19 protein-coding genes and 1 riboswitch are annotated in these 19329 nt (G+C 40.4%); of the genes, 1 reads left to right on the top strand and 18 read right to left on the bottom strand.

Features of this window, described 5'->3' with window-relative positions; translation table 11 throughout:
• Positions 1-24 precede the first annotated feature (24 nt).
• The 10 genes from urtA to NSQ84_RS06905 form a co-directional block, all read right to left on the bottom strand.
• Complete coding sequence (gene urtA, locus NSQ84_RS06950; protein WP_311067165.1) at positions 25-1272, bottom strand: urea ABC transporter substrate-binding protein; 1248 nt, start codon at positions 1270-1272, stop codon at positions 25-27.
• 335 nt (positions 1273-1607) lie between these two features.
• The gene (locus NSQ84_RS06945; RefSeq protein WP_063386855.1) at positions 1608-2405 is read right to left on the bottom strand and encodes an energy-coupling factor transporter transmembrane component T; all 798 of its coding nucleotides are present in this window, start codon (positions 2403-2405) and stop codon (positions 1608-1610) included.
• Between the two features lie 11 nt (positions 2406-2416).
• A complete protein-coding gene (locus NSQ84_RS06940) occupies positions 2417-3874 on the bottom strand; it encodes an ATP-binding cassette domain-containing protein (protein WP_311067164.1) in 1458 nt (485 codons plus the stop codon).
• 11 nt (positions 3875-3885) lie between these two features.
• Complete coding sequence (locus NSQ84_RS06935) at positions 3886-4461, bottom strand: ECF transporter S component (protein ID WP_063386853.1); 576 nt, start codon at positions 4459-4461, stop codon at positions 3886-3888.
• A 15-nt stretch (positions 4462-4476) separates the two neighbouring features.
• Positions 4477-5157, bottom strand: coding sequence for a thiaminase II (tenA, locus tag NSQ84_RS06930; protein WP_144598343.1), 681 nt, complete (start codon positions 5155-5157; stop codon positions 4477-4479).
• 17 nt (positions 5158-5174) lie between these two features.
• Positions 5175-5852: a thiaminase II gene (tenA, locus tag NSQ84_RS06925; protein WP_063386916.1), complete on the bottom strand. Its 678-nt coding sequence runs from the start codon at positions 5850-5852 to the stop codon at positions 5175-5177.
• A 32-nt stretch (positions 5853-5884) separates the two neighbouring features.
• Positions 5885-7150, bottom strand: a complete 1266-nt coding sequence (locus NSQ84_RS06920) for an acetylornithine deacetylase (RefSeq protein WP_311067163.1) — start codon at positions 7148-7150, stop codon at positions 5885-5887.
• Positions 7151-7274: 124 nt separating this feature from the next.
• Positions 7275-7375: riboswitch (TPP riboswitch) on the bottom strand.
• A gap of 65 nt (positions 7376-7440) precedes the next feature.
• Positions 7441-8109: a hypothetical protein gene (locus NSQ84_RS06915; protein ID WP_063386850.1), complete on the bottom strand. Its 669-nt coding sequence runs from the start codon at positions 8107-8109 to the stop codon at positions 7441-7443.
• Positions 8110-8340: 231 nt separating this feature from the next.
• Entirely contained in the window at positions 8341-8796 is a 456-nt protein-coding gene (locus tag NSQ84_RS06910; RefSeq protein ID WP_144598344.1) for a TlpA disulfide reductase family protein, read from the bottom strand.
• A 92-nt stretch (positions 8797-8888) separates the two neighbouring features.
• Positions 8889-9437 (bottom strand): peroxiredoxin, encoded by a 549-nt coding sequence (locus NSQ84_RS06905; RefSeq protein ID WP_063386848.1) that lies wholly within the window; start codon positions 9435-9437, stop codon positions 8889-8891.
• A gap of 350 nt (positions 9438-9787) precedes the next feature.
• Here NSQ84_RS06905 and NSQ84_RS06900 point away from each other — a divergent pair, with 350 nt between their 5' ends.
• Positions 9788-10645, top strand: a complete 858-nt coding sequence (locus NSQ84_RS06900) for a mechanosensitive ion channel family protein (protein WP_066248002.1) — start codon at positions 9788-9790, stop codon at positions 10643-10645.
• 97 nt (positions 10646-10742) lie between these two features.
• Here NSQ84_RS06900 and NSQ84_RS06895 read toward each other — a convergent pair whose 3' ends face one another.
• From NSQ84_RS06895 to NSQ84_RS06860, 8 genes are all read right to left on the bottom strand, one after another.
• Positions 10743-11870, bottom strand: coding sequence for an N-acetyldiaminopimelate deacetylase (locus NSQ84_RS06895; protein ID WP_066248000.1), 1128 nt, complete (start codon positions 11868-11870; stop codon positions 10743-10745).
• Between the two features lie 49 nt (positions 11871-11919).
• Positions 11920-12630: a 2,3,4,5-tetrahydropyridine-2,6-dicarboxylate N-acetyltransferase gene (dapD, locus tag NSQ84_RS06890; RefSeq protein WP_063386845.1), complete on the bottom strand. Its 711-nt coding sequence runs from the start codon at positions 12628-12630 to the stop codon at positions 11920-11922.
• A gap of 74 nt (positions 12631-12704) precedes the next feature.
• Complete coding sequence (locus tag NSQ84_RS06885) at positions 12705-13577, bottom strand: LysR family transcriptional regulator (protein WP_063386844.1); 873 nt, start codon at positions 13575-13577, stop codon at positions 12705-12707.
• Positions 13578-13667: 90 nt separating this feature from the next.
• Positions 13668-15173 carry an MDR family MFS transporter gene (locus tag NSQ84_RS06880; protein ID WP_327873270.1) on the bottom strand — a complete coding sequence of 502 codons (1506 nt, stop codon included), beginning with the start codon at positions 15171-15173 and terminating at the stop codon, positions 13668-13670.
• A gap of 183 nt (positions 15174-15356) precedes the next feature.
• Positions 15357-15812, bottom strand: a complete 456-nt coding sequence (gene cbpB, locus NSQ84_RS06875; protein WP_063386842.1) for a cyclic-di-AMP-binding protein CbpB — start codon at positions 15810-15812, stop codon at positions 15357-15359.
• 240 nt (positions 15813-16052) lie between these two features.
• Entirely contained in the window at positions 16053-16220 is a 168-nt protein-coding gene (gene abbA, locus NSQ84_RS06870) for an antirepressor AbbA (RefSeq protein ID WP_235600508.1), read from the bottom strand.
• A 1031-nt stretch (positions 16221-17251) separates the two neighbouring features.
• Complete coding sequence (locus tag NSQ84_RS06865) at positions 17252-18262, bottom strand: iron ABC transporter permease (protein WP_339212747.1); 1011 nt, start codon at positions 18260-18262, stop codon at positions 17252-17254.
• Positions 18262-19266 (bottom strand): iron ABC transporter permease, encoded by a 1005-nt coding sequence (locus NSQ84_RS06860; protein ID WP_063389317.1) that lies wholly within the window; start codon positions 19264-19266, stop codon positions 18262-18264. The genes NSQ84_RS06865 and NSQ84_RS06860 overlap by 1 nt, the downstream gene beginning before the upstream one ends.
• Between the last annotated feature and the right edge of the window lie 63 nt (positions 19267-19329).

Genomic DNA, 19329 nt, shown 5'->3' with positions numbered 1-19329 from the left:
GCTGTTCACTCCTATCAATTTAGATTATTCATTATTTTTAGATAATTTTTCCGCCCAAGAATAGCTTTTTAAATACGGATCCGGCTTCACCGGCTCACCAGAATTCCAAATTTCTTTAAATTGGCCGTCCGGTTGAATTTCGCCGATTCTTACTGTTTTCCACAGATGCTGATTCTCCCCTTCTATTTTTACCGTGCCGCCCGGAGCTTTGTACTCGATTCCCTTCGCAGCTTCCTTGACCTTTTCAACCTCAAAAGATCCCGCTTTTTTTACTGCTTCTGCCCATAAATGAACAGCTATGTAAGCCGCCTCAATCGGATCATCCGTTACACGCTCTTCACCATAAGCTTCTTTATATTTTTCAACAAACGCTTTGTTTTCTGGTATATCCGTTGTCTGGAAATAATTCCATACCGCTAAGTGGCCGGCTAATACTTCACCGCCGATTCCTCGAATTTCTTCTTCAGCAATGCTGACCGACATCACAGTAACATCCTTCGATGTGATTCCGGCATCCTTCAATTGTTTGAAAAAGGCGACATTGCTGTCTCCATTTAATGTATTAAAGACTACGTCAGGTTTCACTTTTTTCATTTTATTGATGACCGTGCTGTAATCAGTATGTCCTAAAGGTGTATATTCTTCGACAACTACCTCTCCGCCTTCAGCTTTTAATTGTGCTTTAATAATACTGTTTGCCGTGCGCGGAAACACATAATCCGAGCCAATTAAAAAAAACTTCTTCCCTTTATTGTTTAACAGCCAGCTGACAGCAGGCACAATTTGTTGATTGGTGGTCGCCCCCGTATAAAAAATGTTCGGAGAAGATTCCATTCCTTCATATTGAACGGGGTACCAAAGCAAGCCTTTATTTTGTTCGACTACCGGCAGCATGGCCTTTCTGCTTGCGGAAGTCCAGCCGCCAAAAATCGTCGCTACCTTATCCTGTTGCAGTAATTTCTTTGCTTTCTCAGCAAAAGTCGGCCAGTCAGATGCGCCGTCTTCAATAACCGGTTCAATTTTCTTTCCTAAAAGCCCGCCTGAGTTGTTAATTTCTTCAATCGCCATTAATTCTGCGTCCTTTAAAGAAACTTCACTGATCGCCATCGTGCCGCTTAATGAATGGAGAATACCGACTTTCACAACATCCGTTTCATTTTGTTCGCTATTCTGTCCATCGCTTGATTCCTTTTCCTCTAAAGCAGAAGACATGGCACATCCACTTGCGAAAATTACAGAGAAAATCGTTAGAAATAAAAAAATTTTTTTCATTATTGTCCCCCTTTTTAACACTTTATGTAATTTTATATAACAAAAATACCGATTCCCTTTCCTTCATACAACAAATACGGAAAAAATGTTAACATGATTTTTCAAAAAAATACCTCTAGGTGTTTCCCCTAGAGGCTCTTTTTAATCAAACAAACTCATTCACTTTTTGCTTCAAAATGGTTTACTTCTTGTTCCTTTTCAGAAAAAATTGTTTGACACTGTCCATCGTTTCGTAAGTTGGGACAATCACTTTACTTGGATGCTTTCGGGACTATTCAATCATTTAAATCTACCATGCAGCGATTATGAAAAAGCATTTTGCAGCCGACTGCCATTTATTCAATATACCTTACATCTGTAACCGGGAAAAACGGAAGCATCTTAGCTGCATAGTAGCTTAACAAAATAGCGATTATAAAATAAAGGACAAAGCAAAGATCGTATTTGGAAAACCCGATTTCGTAGTAAAACGTTCTTTTTGTGTCATTCGAAAATCTTTTCGCCTCCATCGCTACAGCAATTCTGTGCGCTCTGCGAATGCTTTGCGATAGCAGCGGAATCGAGTATGCTTTCAATTTATGAAAAAAATTCGCTAAGCCTTTTCTTTGTTCGACACCTCTTACAATCATCGCTTGCCGTATTGTTTGAAACTCTTCGATCATAATAGGGATTAAACGAATGCCTGCCATAAAGCTGTAAGCATATTTAGGCTTCAACTTTAATTGCTGCATTAACGAATAAAATAAAAAAACCGGTCTTGTCGTTAACGAAAACATTAACCCAAGCAGAGCGAAGATAAGGGCACGAAATCCTAAATGAAGACCGCGATAAAAGCTTTCTTCTGTAATATGGATCAGCCCCCATTCCCACCATGTTGTCTCACCTTTTCCAAAAAAAATCATGGAGGTAGCAGTCGACACAAAAATAAGCACGAATGGAATCAGCAATAAAAGTATGCGCTTCATCGGATGACCGGTAAAAAAAGCAAATAAAAGAAAGGCGGAAACTGTGTAGTTGATTAAAAAATTAATGTTGTGAATAAACAGAACACTAATAAATAAAACGATCAGAAACAATAGCTTTAAGCTCGGGTTGATTTTATGCAGCCATGTTTCTTTTATGTCAAAATCCATTGTAGATCCCCCTATATCTGAACATACATCTGCTCATCCTCACAAGAATGAATTTCATCCTCTACGAGCTTCCCGCCTTCGATCCGCCAAACTCTTGTCGCCATATGCTTTGCTATTTGTTCATCATGTGTCACCATCAAAATGGTAGACCCTTGTTTGCGATAATGTTCTAAAAGCTCCAAGAGCTGAAATGTATTGGATGAGTCTTGCCCAAAAGTCGGTTCATCTAAAAGCATGATCGGCTGTTTTTTAATGATTGAAGCGGCAACACTCAATCTTCTTTTTTGTCCCATTGAAAGCTGATAAGGGTGTTGATGGCGGTGCTTCTGTAAATGAAATAATTCGAGCATTTCTTCTACTTTTGTTCGAATTTCTTCTTCTTTCATCCGTTCAATCCTCAACGAATAAGCAATTTCATCGTAAACTGAATTGGTGACAAATTGAAATTCCGGATTTTGAAAAACGAACGACAGCATGTTGGAAAGCTTTTTTATTTTCTTTGCTTCTTTTTCTAACAGCAAATAAGTGCCGGTCGTTTGTATAAACTGCATCAATGAATGTAACAAAGTGCTCTTTCCGGCGCCGTTTTTCCCCACTATCGCAATCCATTCACCTGCATGAACCTTTCCATATGGTACATCGATTTTGACTTCCTTCTTTCGATATCCTTTAAATTGCTCAAGCTCAATCACGACCTGTTCTTTTAAAGGGGTCTTTTTGTAATACCCCTGCTTATCACGAAGATAATCCTCCCATACACCGGGATACCAAATGCCGTCTTCGCGAATTTCTTTCCGATACCGAGAAAAAATTTGTTCTTTCGGACCGTCTGCGACGATTTGTCCTTTTTGATTAAATAAAAGTATGCGGTCGACAAAGTCAAGAACATGATCAATTTTATGTTCAACGATGATAACTGTTTTATCTTGAGCTGCTTGTTTCATCGTGTCCCATACCGCTTTTGTCCCTTCCGGATCCAGCATTGCAGTCGGCTCGTCCAAAAATAACACGTCTGGATGCAATGCTAAAACAGTGGCGATCGCCAGCCGTTGCTTCATGCCGCCTGATAATGATTGAATGCTGATATGAAGATCATCAAAATGAAGGCCGACCATTTCCAGGTAAACTCGCATTTTTTCATGCATTTGTTCTCTTTGCACTTGCAAATTTTCCAAAACAAAAGCCATTTCTTCATCTACATACGGCATGCAAAATTGCGTGTCAGGATCTTGAAACACATATCCCCAAGATGACGGAGTCAAGATTTTTTCTGCTTTCATCGGCACTTCAATAGATTTTGGAATTAAACCGCTTAGCACCTGCAAAAACGTCGATTTCCCACAGCCGGAAGGACCAAGAAGCAAGACTTTTTCTCCCTTATAGAAAGAAGAGGATACATCCTTAAAAAGCAAGGATTCCTCTCCAGGATATTTTAATCGTAAATTTTTCACTTCGCATACTAGATCCATGTTTGCCACCTCTAGTTCAGTGCGTCATAATCTTCATGCGACGCAGGTCTTACTAAATTAGTCACTCCTGTTGCTTCCAAAGATTTCACTAGATAATAGGCAAACGCGCCGGCAATAATGATTGAGCCAATCAATCGAGCTCCAATGAATAATAGCAAGTTCCAAAATACTAAGTCATCTATATAGCCTTTATAAAGATCCATAATTAGCGAACCAGCTGCTGAAGCGGCTGCAGCCAGCATGACAACACCGATATTAAACTTTTTATATCGAAAAATCGCAAAAATGATCTCTGCAAATAGTCCTTGGACGATTCCGTAAAGAAGAACCTCTATGCCGAATTCAGAGCCGGTTATAAATTCTGCAGATGCCGCTGCTGTTTCCGCTATCAGCGCTACTCCAGGCTTGCGAATAATAAGAAAGGCGACCGTCGCAGCAATAAACCACATACCGTATATGAGCTGGTCGACATGCAGCCCGATCGGCTTGACCGCATAGTAAAGCGGTCCCCATAGTTTATAAACAATTCCAAAAACGATCGAAATAACAATTGTTACTAGAATGTCTGTCAGTTTTAATCCTTTCATTATGATCAAACTCCTTTATTGACTGATTTTTGGTTCCACTTCCCATTTTTCTAAACGGTAAGCCATTTCCCAAAACGCTAATTCATATTGACTGCTGATGATAAAATGCTCTTCCATTCTTTTTAGATCGGCTTCTATCGTTTGTTGTGCGATTTCATCCAGCCTGTCAATTTGTTCTTCGACAAGCTGCTTAAACCAATCGCCCCCATAAGCCGCAATCCATTGTTGATAAATCGGTTCTTTTGGCTTCGCATCTTTTAATTTTTCGCCAATTTCGTAATATAGCCAATAGCACGGAAGTATTGCAGCAATAATATCGCCTAAGTGACCGTTGATCGCCGCTCGATATAAATGGGAAGTATAGGCGTACGCCGTTGGGGCCGGCTTAAAATTCGCCTTCTCCTCCTCTGTGATTCCCAGCTGTTTGGCAAATGTTTCATGAAGAGATAATTCCGCTTCAAATGTTCCTTGTGCATGCTGAGCCATTCGCGATGTCGTATATAAATCGTTTGCTTTTGCCGCTCCATACGATTGCACTTTTGCAAAATGGCTTAAATAATACGAATCTTGCAAAACGTAATAACGAAAACATTCAAGCGGCAAACTCCCATCGGCAATACCTTTTACAAATGGATGATCGAAGCTGGCCTGCCATATCGGATCTGCTTTTGTTCGAATTTTTTCAGAAAATTTCATGTTCATTCTCTCCTATATTAAGAATTGATTTCGATTGGCCACATTTCTTTTCGTTCAGACATTTCCCAAAACATATATTCGTATTTGCTCGTTGTGACAAAAATATCTTCCAGCCATTTCAATTCTTCTTCCCGTTTTCCTTCTGCAAGCTCATTCATTAAATCTTTCAGCCATTTTGCCAATTCACCGAATTCTGTTGATGCGTACATTTTTACCCACTCGCCGTAAAACTCATGTTCACTGGCACCAGGAATCTCATGTAAGCGTGTGCCGATTTCATAATAGCTCCATGTACATGGAAGGACTGCGGCAACCAGTTCTGCCAATGATCCTCGCTGCGACACATTTAACATATAGCTCGTATATGCAACGGTTGTAGCAGCAGGCTGAACTTGTTCTAATTTTTCCTTCTCTATTCCTATTCTTTCAGCGTATTGACGATGCAAATCCATTTCCACTTTTAACGTCGAATGTAGAAGATCAGCAAAAACTGTCATTGTTTGAAGATTGTGAGCCTTTAAGCTTCCAAGGGCAAACAGGCGGCAGTATTCGATTAAATAAAGATAATCCTGCTCCATAAAAAAGCGAAATTTGTCGATATCCAGCGTCCCATTGCCGATTCCTTGAACAAACGGATGATGGTAACTCGCTTCCCAAATCGGTTTTGCAGTTTTATACAATCGGTCTGTAAACATTTGAATTACCCCTTTCGCAGCTTTTGTAATTGTCATCGTTTTTTCTGATACCAATCAAATAAAAACGCGATCAGCGATTTTGTAAATGTTTTTAATTGGGGGATGGACAGCTTTTCATTCACCGAATGTGCATCTTCAAGCGTGCCCGGTCCATATAAAACGACGGGAATTCCCGCTTCACTCAGCCAGCCGCCGTCTGTCACAGTAGGGGACATCGTCAGCTTTGCTTCCTCATTAAATGCCAGTTTATGTGCTTTTTGTAATGTTTTCACTCCGAGTGAATGTTCGTCATATGAAAAAGCTGGGAAAATTTCTCCTCGATCTTCAATCATCGATGTGCCGCCCCATTTAAATTTCGGAGGATATTTCCGAAGCCATGGATCAGCCATTGCAACATGATGGATATGTTCTTCAATTTCCCGGATCACCTCTACATAATGCTCTTCCGGGTAATAGTGAACGGTAATCCAAAGGGAACATTTATCGGCCACAAAAGCGGCGTGCCTTCCACCTTCAATCACTGCTGGATTAATTGTGGCAGAACCAGGCGGAAAGCCTTTGCTCGTTTTCATCACTGCCCAATGCTGTTCAAGCTCTCGCAGTCCTTCAATAATTTTCATCATTTTTTCAATCGCGCTTGCCCCAAAAAGCTTCCCGCCGGCATGAATCATTTGTCTTCTCGTGCCATCGTGAAATGTCTCGGGGCTTTCAATCGTAATCCAGCCCGTGATCACCCCGCCCTGCCCTTGTATTTCACAGTTGCTTGAATCGACAACGATGGCAAAATCAGCTCGATATCCCCGGTCGCAGCACGATTTTGTTCCTGCTTCGCCTACTTCTTCACCGACGACGGACTGAAAAATGATATCCCCTCCCGGCTCAATGCCGTTTTCTTGCAGCAGCTTTAATGCAAACAGACTGGCAGCCATTCCCCCTTTCATATCCGCTACACCGCGTCCATATATGTAATCCCCTTTAACCGTTGCCTCAAAAGGAGGCGTTAGCCATTCTTCTCCCTCTTCGATTGAAGCGACATCAATATGCCCGTTAATAATTAAACTGTGGTAATTTTCTGGATCTTTTCCTTTTTTCGTTCCTACTACGACTGGATCTTGTTCATATAAATCCCATTGATCAATGGAAAAGCCGATGTCTTCCAAATATGAGGCGACATACTTTTGAGCCTCTTTTGCATTTCTTGCCGGAGGGCTCGGCGTTTCAAACGATACGAGTGTTTTTAGAAGATTCAGAAGTTCTTCTTCCCTTTCATCAATTTGCTGAAATAGCGTTTGTAACACGTTGTCTCCCCTTTCTTAACATTTTGTTTTGAAAAATGGTTTGCCAACCAGCCTTGTAATGCAAAAAGCCCGTTCCCAATATAAGGGAACGGGCAAGTATATACAAAACCCATAGACAGGTTTCGATATTACTGCACCACTTCCCTACGCTAGTATGATCTAGATCAGGTTCAAAGGGTCAAGGCACACGCCTTTCTCAGCCTTTCGGCTCCCCTAGTGGTATGTTAATATTATGAAATTTTCATTTAATTTCATTAAATCATAAAATATAGAAAAATACAAGCTAACGGTTAATTGATCCTTTTTGCTGTCTTTAATAATTCACGATAACCAATTCGAGTAAATTGCAAATGTTGATCAATATAATTAGCCTTTTTCAAATGCTCGATGGATTGTTCGGAAAAACTGCCGCTAATTTCCTGAAACCTTTGATTAATTTCCACTAACGAATGATTTAATATAAAATCCGCATCAAGCAGCAGGACAATCCGCTCGATCTCAGGATCTCTTTTTAAAATCAAGTTGGCAATCCGGCCTTTCATGAATGCTAGCTCTTGTTGAAGCTTTGAAGCTTCATCCTCTTTTTCTCTAATTTTGGCTCGGTACTTTTGTTTTTCTTCCTCTTCGATACCGGCTTTTGTTAATAGCTCCTCCAACAATTGCGTTTTATCAAGCTCCAGTTTATTTAATTGCTGTTCTTTTCGCGCCATTTCTGTTTCATCAGGCAGCTTTTCGGTTTGAATAGGCTCTTTTCGTTCTTCTTTCATCTTTATCATATAGTCTATTTTCCGATAGACAAGGAAGGCGAGAACAACTAAACATCCATTTAATAGCAGAGATATAAAACGCACGACGACGTCGTTAAATGCAAGCAAATAAAATAGGAAAAGGATAACGATGACAGCCAAAAGCACCTTTAATAGATTCATAATGGAAAAAGTTTGTGATTGTTTTGCCATCCACCTATGCTCCTTTTTGTTCAAACTAGCATCATTTATTATAGCATGTTGTGATTTGGAATGTGAATCATTTCTTTAGGATTGAGAGCTGGAAAAAGGATGTCAGATGAATGGTAAATGGAGATGCTTATCTTTTGAAAGCTTCGAAGCAATAAAAACAAGTCCTTTCAAAGCCGGAAAGGTATTTTTCTAAAATGAAAAACCACCTGCAATGTTTTGCAGATGGTTGAATCATTCAGCGTTTTCTGTTTCCGCTAACACCCGATTAACACGTTTTTCCAGCATTTTCATTCCGCTTCCTCCTGCTTGGAAGTGGCGAAGAATGCCGTTTTTGTCAAAAACATAATATGCAGGTACATATTGATTTTCAAAAGCATCGGTTAATTTATGTTCGTTGTCAACAAAGATCGGTTGCGTAATCCCGTGTTCTTCCGCTACTTTTTTAATATCATCAATATCTAAATCCTTTTCGGAGCGAGGCATATGAACAGCTACTACGTTCAGTTTATCTTTATATTGATCGCGGAACTCATTTACTTTCGGCATTGCTTCTTTACACAAATGGCAGCTGATTGACCAAAAATGGATTAATGTTGGTTTTTCACCGATTAATTGCTCTTTCGATACTTCGCCATTCAGCCAAGTTGTTGCTCCGACTAATTCAGGCATTGGCTCACGTAATTTCATTTCCGTTTCCTCCTTGAAGAATGAATATCAAAAAAATAATCGTTTGAAAAAAGGCCTAACGTACTGCTAGGCCCTTTGAATGAAAAGCTTCATTATACTTTAAGCGTTTCTTGACCAGGCTTCCAGTTTGCTGGGCAAAGTCCGCCAGTTTGAAGCGCTTGAAGTACACGCAATGTTTCATCAACATCGCGGCCAATGTTGTTATGGAATACTGTTTGATATTGAAGTTCGCCTTCTGGATTGATGATGAACAATCCGCGAAGAGCAACTCCTTCTTCTTCGATTAAAACGCCGTAGTCTCTTGATACTTGATGATTTGTATCTGCTGCAAGCGGATATTTAATATCGCCTAAACCGTTCTCTTCGCGAGGAGTTTTAATCCAAGCTAAGTGTGTGTGAATTGTGTCAGTTGATACACCAATCACTTCTGCATCAAGATCTTCAAATTCTTCATAACGGTCAGAAATAGCTGTGATTTCAGTTGGACAAACGAAAGTGAAGTCCATTGGATAAAAGAAAAGAACTGTCCATTTTCCTTGTTTCATGATTTCTTCCAAGCTTACTTTACCAAACTCTTTGTTTGGCAAAACGGCATCCATTTCAAAACGTGGAGCTTGTTTACCAACCAAACGCTCTGCCATTATGTAACCCTCCATTTTAAAATTTTATTTTAAAGGAAACTTTTTGATCGTTTCCTTCAAAAACAAATGAGAATGAATTGAGTATTTTCTCAATGTCCTTCCTCCGATTACTATTATATATAACAACAAAATTTTAGTCAATTTTAAGTAATAATTAATTTAAATAATTTGTTTTACATTTTCATTGCGGTGAAGAGAACAATAATACTATTTCCAATTTTCGCCGCTATCATTAAAAAAATGTAACAATCATTGAAAATTCCTTTTTCTATGCTAAACTTTCAACTGTACATTCAGTTTAACACGATCCCGTCAAATAACCAAATGATTGGCTTGAAAAGAAAGGGGAAATGGTTTTGAACTTTTTTGAATCTATTGATTGGGCTGATCTGGCTTTAAAATCAGGAGAAGTTTTGGCCAAGCTTATTGGAATTTACATTGCATATATTATCGTCAAATCAATCGGCAATAAAATTATTCACAAAATGTTTGAGGGGCTTGAGAATCGGAAGGAAATTTCCACCACGCGGGCTAAAACGCTGCAAACATTAGTTTTGAATTTCTTTCATTATGCCCTGTTTTTCATTTTTATTGTTACCGTTTTTCAAGTGTTTGGCTACAATGTCACAGCGCTTTTAGCCGGGGCTGGGGTTGTTGGTCTTGCGATCGGCTTTGGAGCTCAAGGGCTCGTCAGCGATGTTGTGACAGGATTTTTCCTTCTCCTAGAAAAACAACTTGATGTTGGAGATTATGTCACTACAGGCAATTATTCAGGCATTGTGGAAGCTGTCGGTTTACGAACGACGCAAATCCGAGGCTTTGACGGCACATTGCATTATGTTCCAAACAGGCAGATTGTCGGCCTTTCCAATCATTCTAGAGGAAATATGCAAGCCCTCGTTGATATCAGCATATCGTATAATGAAGACTTAAATCGGGTCATGTCCATTCTTCAAGAAGCTTGCGACCAATTTGCAAAAGAAACTGAAGAGGTTGTGGAGGGTCCGGACGTTTTAGGCGTGCAAAATTTCGGCACGTCTGATGTGATCATCCGCATCATCGCCAAAACGAAAAACATGGAGCAGTGGGCTGTTGAAAGAAAGCTCCGGAAACGGCTGAAAGAAGTGCTTGATGAAAACGGCATCGAAATTCCGTTCCCTCATCAAGTGATGATTCATAAGAACGAGCAGCAAAAGGAAAGAGGATGATCTCTCATCCTCTTTCCTTTTTAATTATGACTTCGTGTTTGTATAGAACGTATTTCTAATTTTTTTCTCTTGCTTTATGCAGGAGGCTATGAATCTTCTATTTATTGCCTTTCCATTCAAAATATTGACAAATAAGATCGACCGCTTTAAAGATTGCTTGTTCATTTGGTGAAAGCTTCGCATGATGAAGGCCGTAAGGAGAATCAACTCCAAGCCAAAACATAAATCCCGGAATTTTCGCCAGCATATAGCCGAAATCTTCCCCAGTCATCGCTTCTTTGCATACGTGGAGTTGAACTTCTGTTTCATTCTGGACAAACTCCATAAATTCTTTTGATAACGCTTCATCATTCCACACTTGATAATACATCGAACCCCAGTCAATTTCTGCTTTGCATTGGTAGCCGATTTCTATACCTTTGACCATGTCTTCAATCCGCTTTTTCACTTTTTCCATCGATTCCACAGAAAATGTGCGAATCGTTCCTTCCAATCTGGCATGATCGGCAATTATATTTTGTATCGTGCCGCTTGCAATTTTTCCAATGGTAATTACAGCACTTTCCAAAGGATCTATATTGCGGCTAACGATGGATTGCAGTTGGGTGACAAGGGCGCAAGCAGCGACGACCATATCATGTGTCGTGTGCGGAAAAGCGGCATGGCCTCCCTTCCCGGTTAAATCGATAAACAACTCGGACGTATTGGCAAAAAGTAGTCCAGGCTTCATTCCGATAGTTCCAACCGGAAGCTCCGGAGCAATATGAAGCGCAGTGATCATATCCGGCATCCATTGTTGCATAATCTCGCTGTTTAGCATCGGCTCTGCACCGCCAGGCCCTTCTTCTGCCGGCTGAAAGATGAATAGCAGATCATCTTGAATCGGATGATAGGCGAAATGAGTTAAAACCCCCAAAGCGATCGTCATATGAAAGTCGTGACCGCAAGCATGCATCAAGCCTGGATGTTCTGATTGAAATGAAAGCCCCGTTTTTTCTTCAATCGGCAATCCGTCAATATCTGTCCGGTAGGCTATCATTTTTCGAGGATTTGTTCCATGGACCTTCACGAAAATACCTGTTCTCCATGTTTTCACTTCAAGCCTTTCGTTCGGCAGCGAATGAATATAATCTAATAAATATTTTTGTGTTTTATGTTCTTGAAATCCGAGTTCAGGTATTTTATGCAAATCACGGCGAATGGCAATAAGCGCATCCTTATTCATATGAGTCCCCTCCTAAAGGATAAGCGTGGACGCTGTCCACGCTTCGAATTTAGAGCTGCCGCAATTCTTGCTTTATTTCAATTTTCGCTTTCGTTTTTTCGTCAATATCTTTAATTTTTTTCGCAGGAACACCTGCAACAACTGTGTACGGTTCAACATCTTCCACTACAACAGCACCAGCTGCAACAACCGCGCCTTTTCCTACCCTTACACCTTCTAAAATGACGGCGTTTGCTCCGATCAAAACATCATCTTCGATTACGACAGGTTTTGCAGAAGGCGGCTCAATTACACCAGCTAAAACCGCTCCGGCACCAATGTGGCAGTTTTTACCAACCGTTGCACGGCCGCCCAATGTTGCATTCATGTCAATCATCGTTCCTTCACCAATGACGGCGCCGATATTGATCACTGCCCCCATCATGATGACTGCATTATCGCCGATTTCCACTTGATCACGGATGATTGCACCTGGTTCAATTCTCGCTTTTACGCCTTTTAAATCAAGAAGCGGGATTGCTGAGTTCCGGCGGTCATTTTCAACAACATAGTCTTCAATTTTATCTTTGTTTTCTGCTAGTGCTTGTTCAATTTCAGACCATTCTCCAAAGATGATGCCTGTGTTTCCAGTAATAAATGTTTTGGACTGTTCTCCAAAGTTGATTCCTTCTAATTGACCTTTTACATAAACTTTTACAGGAGTCGTTTTTTTACTGTTTTGTATAAATGAAATAATTTCGTTTGCATCCATCATTTTCATCGCAATACTCCTCTCTGTTTTTCTGTACCCCCATTACTGTATCAAAGAAAAGAATCAATTGACAAGCAAATTTATCATTCATTAATAAATTGATGGACGATTTCCATAAACGCCTGCACTTGTTTAAGCTTTAACGATGATTCATGCCCGATCAACCAAGTATCCCTTTTAATCGGCTTTCCTTCATGATCAATGAGCGGCAGTCGAAAGATCGAACCATCCTTTTCATCAATGCTGACAGAAGGCAAAATCGCAAAGCCTATACCATGATACGCCATTTGCTTGCACGTCTCGATCTGATCAACGACAATTGTCCTTTTTGGCGGGTTTTTAAATTGCCTGTGCCACCATTCTTGTATTTCTTGATAGTATGTAGAATCACTTTTAAATTGAATAAAAGGCCGCTCTGTGTGTACTAAATCATCGATGCTTTGAATTTCTGTGTCAACTAAATACAAAGTATCTTCCAGCAAATGCTGTTTAAAACCTTTCCAATCAGGGTTTCCGCGTATGATTCCGATATGGATATCATCTTCATATAAACATTTTAATATTTCGCTTGACCACCCGGTTATAAGTGAAATTTCCGCCTGAGGGTATTTTTGTACATATTTTTTCAAAACTTTTGGAAGCCAGTGCTGGCCGATTATAGATGCCACTGCAAGCTTTAACGTCCCGTACACTTCTCCTTCCAAAACAGAAATTTCCTCTCTTACCTTCTCTTCCTTTTCAATCATTTCTTTTGCAAACTGGACAACTTTTTCTCCTGCCGGTGTAAGAGTCAATCCCTTTTGTGAGCGCAAAAAAATTTTAAATCCCCATGCTTTTTCGATCGACTGAAGACGCTGCGACAAAGCAGGCTGGGAAACAAAAAGTCGGTCAGCCGCTTTTCTCATATTTTTTTCTTCAGACAAAGTCACAAGGATTTGCAATTCCGAAATTTGCATCGCTAAACCCTTTCCTTAGTGGATTCAATAGTTCAAAAACATTATAAAATATTTTTGCTTTTCCGTCATAACAAGTTTAGCAAAAAACATTCATTTTAATTCTCTCTTAGGAAGAAAGAAAATAAAAAGAATGCTCAAAATTGCTAATAAAAAGACGACGAAATAAACATGGTGAAGAGCAATGCTCAAACCAGACTCAAGCACCTCTTTTATAGGACCGGAAAGATCTGATTCTGGATTCAATAGGTTGTTGGCCGAATCAATGTTTAAGTTTTTTCCAGCACTATTCTCCTCCAAATATGTTTGCAGCTTGCTGTTTAAAATCCCGCCGAGCAAAGCGGCGCCGACGGTGTTGCCGAGATTTCGCATAAACATATTGGTGGCGGTGGCAATTCCGCGTTCTTTCCAATCAACTGCCGATTGAATCGATACAATGAACGAGGTCGATGTCAGCCCCATTCCGACGCCGAGTAAAAAAGAGCCGATCATAGCATGAACAGGTCCGTCATCTGCTGAAAGCATAACAAAGACAAGACTGCCGGCCAATAAAAAAATGCCTCCTAAAATTGATGTGGCACGAAAACCGGCTTTTAAATAAATCCTCCCCGCTACTGTTGAGGCAATCGGCCATCCGATTGACATCGTTGTCAGCGTGAATCCAGCCACCATTGCCGATTTTCCCATAACACCTTGCACAAATGTCGGCAAAAAGGTGGAAATGCCCATAAGCATCATCCCGGTCGTCAAGGACGTTACATTCGCAAGCAAAATGGAGCGATTTTTCCAAAGCGAAAGCGGCATCATCGGATCATCGGCCCGATTTTCCTGAAAAATAAACAATATAAAGAAGCAGCATGCAACAGCTAATAACGCCGCAACCTCCCAGGAAGTCCAAGACCAGCGGACTCCTCCTTCGACAAGGACGATCATCAACAAGCTGATCGCAATAAGCATGAACATGGCGCCTGCATAATCAATGCTCGACTTTTTCTTATCAATGCGTTCATTCAAAAACAGACCGATTCCTGCCATTGATAAAATGCCTAAAGGAACATTCACCCAAAATACAAACTTCCAGCTTATGTACTCAACGAACAAGCCACCTAAAACGGGGCCGATTATTGCAGAAATTCCCCATACACTGGACAAATATCCTTGTATTTTGGCTCTTTCTTCTACTGTATAAATATCGCCGACAATTGTTGTGGCGACTGGCATCACAGCTCCGGCTCCAATCCCTTGTATAAAACGGTATATAATTAAAGTTTCCATCGAATCGGCGAGACCGCAAAGCACAGAGCCAATTAAAAAAATAATGATGCCAAAAGCAAAAATCGGTTTTCTTCCAAACAAATCCGCCAATTTACCATATATTAAAATCGTTACGGAATTCATTAATAAATAGGAAGAAAAAATCCAGCTATATTTTGAAAAACCGCCAATTTCTGCGACAATGGCAGGCATTGCTGTGGAAACGATCGTTGCCTCAACTGCAGCCATAAACATCGCCAGCATGACGGCAGCTAAAACGAACGGACGCTTTGTTTCTTTATGGTCTAGTTTTCCCCTATCTTTGTCAATAAGCGCCTCTTTCATCACGATCACCTCATTTGAAAATCACTTTCAATCGTTTGTAAGCATGAATTCATTTTGCCATAGCATCCGCATTCGTTCAATTGCTTTCCCCAAAAAACAATATCTATATTTTCATTATTTGAAGGTTGGATGGATTCGAAACTATTGAGCCAATATGAAATAAAAACGCCGGCAAGGGCGTTTTTATTTGGGAAACCTGGAATTTAATATCATTAGTTGTTTATGGAGCTTTTTTAAGATGACCCTTCTTGTAAAAATCCCCTCTAAAACACCGTCCTCATTCGTTATACATACAAACGTATGATTAATAACGAGCTTCAGCGCCTTCATCCAATCATCCGATACATTCAATCTGGAAACATCTTTGTTCATTACTTCTTCTACTTTCATATTTTGCAAACGCTCAAATTCGATTCGTTCCAATCCTAAAATTGAATCCATGATCAAATTCGTCGTAATCAGCCCGTGCAAGCGATATTGAGCATCCAAAACCGGAACAGCTGTATAGCCTGTTTTCGTCAACACTAATAATGCATGCTCTAAGTTATTTCCCATTTGGACATGAGCCACTTTGTCTGCAGGTATCATCAAATCTTTAATCGAAATATTTGTAAATTCTTCAGAAAAAACTTTTGTCATTCGTTTCTTCCTCTCACTTTGACATTTCATTTTAATCATAACATATGATCTGGAAAATGTGTTCCATTTACCAAAAAGAAACTTCCTATTTTATGATATCATTATGTAAGCGTTTTATCACGTGATAAACTTACATTTCTGCGAAAAACGATGCTCTTGCAAAGAGCATCGTTCAGATGCCTCTCATACTCAAAAACTGGTCCTCACAAGGATACAGGTTACGTATGCGAACGGATTTTGTCATAAAGCTCCACTAATTTTGTATGTACATAAATCAAACTCTTTTTTTCCGCATTCAATATCATTGATTTCGCTCACAACCAATTCAATCGCAAAATGGTTGCGAAACAAAATTGCGACAAGCAATTGCTTTTCTTCTAGAGACAATACCGGTTGAACAGCTCGCATCGTTATTCATCCTCCAGTGCCTTCATTTTAAAAAACATCCTAAACATAACATATAATGAGCAGCTTTAAAATTATGTCGAAATTTGCTTACATCATGAAAAATAATATTCCTTTTTTCGCAGCTTTCAATTACAAGAAGCTGGAAATCGAATCAGAAGCCCGAAGCTGGAGCATGTGCAGATTGTTTTTTGTTTAATTAACCAAGTCGATTAAATGACATCACCGTTCGAACCGCTGCATTCAGTTCCTCTGGCTCCGGCAATTGTGTTTATTTACACTGATTCTAAATGATAGATACGTTTCTTCGCCAATAAAGTGTTGGAACTGATGCGAGGGCTTCTCCCCTTTGAAACCGTATGCTCTCTCTGTTATATGAAAAGATTTGATTGAAATGAAATGGGAAACATGGACCCATTGCTCAATAATCTTTGAGGCGGAAGCGAACAATGAAGCCAGCCAAACTTTCTCAAAAATAGTTGAACTAGAGCAAAAGATCATGTAGAGCTGTATTTCCGGTCATTTTGTACGTCAGACAGCTCGAATTAGGACAAAGAGTTGAAAGATGCTAATCAATGCGTCATTAGGTGGGAAAAATGTTCAATTTTAAATCATCACGGTTGAAGCTCTTGGAGACAAAAATACTCTTTATGAAAGGCTGCACATAAAACGAAGAAGAAAAAGAAGCTGTCATTACCTTCAGTAAAATGTTCGATCAACTGCCAAACTTCTTGAATTCTGCTAAAAAATGAGCATTTAAAGAGAGTCTATGAGGCAAACTTTTTCACACTGACTAAGGCAGGAACGGCGGAGGGAGATCTCAGCCCTCCTGCCGCCCAATTTTTATTAAATAAGGCATCAATTTGTCTTACTTCCAGCCAGATGTATTACGAGTATCATGTAAGCAAATAGATGCCGTCTAGCTAAAAAAGGATGAACAGCCAGCCGACACATAGGAGTAATGGAAGATTTCTAAATTACTATCAGCTATTTTATTCCTTTCCTCATTCTTTTCTAAACGAAATGTGCCTCGATCATGATGATTTTTTCAATAAAATATAGATAAAGGGCGCCCCGATTAAAGCTGTCATAATGCCCGCTGGGATGCCGTCCGGAAGTGCGATGTTTCGCCCGATTGTATCTGCTAGTAGTAGAAGCCACCCTCCCAACAAAATCGCAATCGGAAGATAAAGTTGATTGCGGGGACCAATCAGTGACCGTGCTAAATGGGGTGCCAAAAGACCGATAAACGCTACACCTCCCGTTACAGAAACCGCAGCTGCGGCAAGCCCGACAGCAGCCAATAGAAGCGTAATTCGCTCCCTCTCAATCTTCAAGCCAACCCCGACAGCAGAAGGATCGTTTAAACTTAATAAATTTAATTGTTGAGCTCTGAAAGCAATAAACGAAATCAAAATGACAATCCAAGGTAAAATTGCCAAAATAAACGGCCAATCTGCCCCCCATACGTTCCCTGCCAGCCATTTGGCGATAAAATCAACTTTTTGCCGTTCTGCAGAAGAAATAATGACGATCATGGTTCCTGATAAAGCCATGGCGAAGCCGACACCGATAAGGACTAATCGAACGGGGTTTAAACCGGCATTTCGATCATAAGAAAAAACGTAAATAGCCCCTGCCGTTAAAAGAGCGCCGATAAAAGCTGCGACTGGCAGTAAATACACAAATGAGCCGACATCAATTGGAAAAAATAAAAAGAACACTGCAATAGCTACTCCTGCTCCGGCATTAATCCCAATGATCCCCGGCTCAGCCAAATCGTTTCTAGTAATATCTTGAAAGATCGCCCCGGAAACCGCCAAAGCCATTCCTGCCAATAAGGTCACAATGATCCGCGGCAAGCGGACGGAAAATAAAACGAACTCCTCTTTAAACGTCCCGTGGCCGAGAATAGTTGGAAGCAAGCGATTCATCGAGACGGAGGAGGTGCCTAATCCCATTCCGATGATGGCCGTTGCAGCAATTAAAAGAATCAGAACAAGTATGATCAGCCGCTGCTTTTTTACAATTGCCGGATGTATGATCATGTGATAGCTTTCCCCCTTTTTTGCACAATGAACAGGAAGAAAGGCAAACCTAAAAAGGAAACAATGGCCGCCACTGGTGTTTCGTAAGGAGCATTAATCGTTCTGGCAAGCGTATCAGCGATTAATAAAAAGCAGGCGCCGAATATCGCAGACATTGGGAGAATATAACGATAATCGGCCCCTACGACCGAACGGACGATATGCGGAACCATTAAACCGATAAATGCCATATTCCCAACAAGGGCGACAGATGCACCAGTAAGCAATATAATGATGATAAACAGCACCATTTTTATTTGTGCCGTTTTTTGTCCTAACCCGACTGCCACTTCTTCATTTAAACTTACAATGGTCAGCTGCCTTGAGAAAAAAAGAGAAATGGTGATCCCAACGAGAGCAATCGGTATGAGGATCTTGAGCTGTTTCCATGTTGCACCGACAAGTCCTCCAGCTGTCCACATCGAAACATTTTTGTAAATATTAAAATATAAGCTGATTCCTTCCGCGACGGCAAAAAGAAAAGCAGACACAGCAGCCCCCGCTAAAACGATTTGAAAAGGAGAAATCCTTCCTTTTTTTACCGCACCGATTCCAAAAACTAAAAAGGCGCCAGCTGCTGCTCCAATAAAGCACGCAATGGTCATACTAAAGTAATTTGCGTTCGGAAAAAGGGCAATTGTCAAAGCGAGTGCAGCATTTGCTCCGGCTGTCAGCCCTAATAATCCTGGATCTGCTAATGGATTGCGAGTCAATCCTTGCATGATTGCTCCGGCTACTGATAAAGAAGCGCCGACAAAAATAGCGCCGACTTCGCGCGGAAGACGAATTTCCCGAATCATATCAATCGTCTTACCAGCCGCATTTGTCGTTAGCGCCAGCCAAACATCTTTTACACTAGTGTCTGCCGCTCCAAACACCATCGCTAAAAAAAACGAACCAATCAGCAAAATGACTGCGAATATGAATTTAAAGAAAAATGAAGCAGAATCGTTTTTTAACATACATCTCATCTCTTCTATTTTTAGATGGAAAGAAGAGAAATTCATGCCTGCTGAATTTCTCTT

The organism is Aeribacillus sp. FSL K6-3256, assembly GCF_037965805.1.
GTDB classification, from domain to species: Bacteria; Bacillota; Bacilli; order Bacillales; family Aeribacillaceae; genus Aeribacillus; species Aeribacillus composti.
The sequence above is the reverse complement of the archived record's forward strand: the minus strand, read 5'-3'. Positions and strand labels throughout refer to the sequence as shown.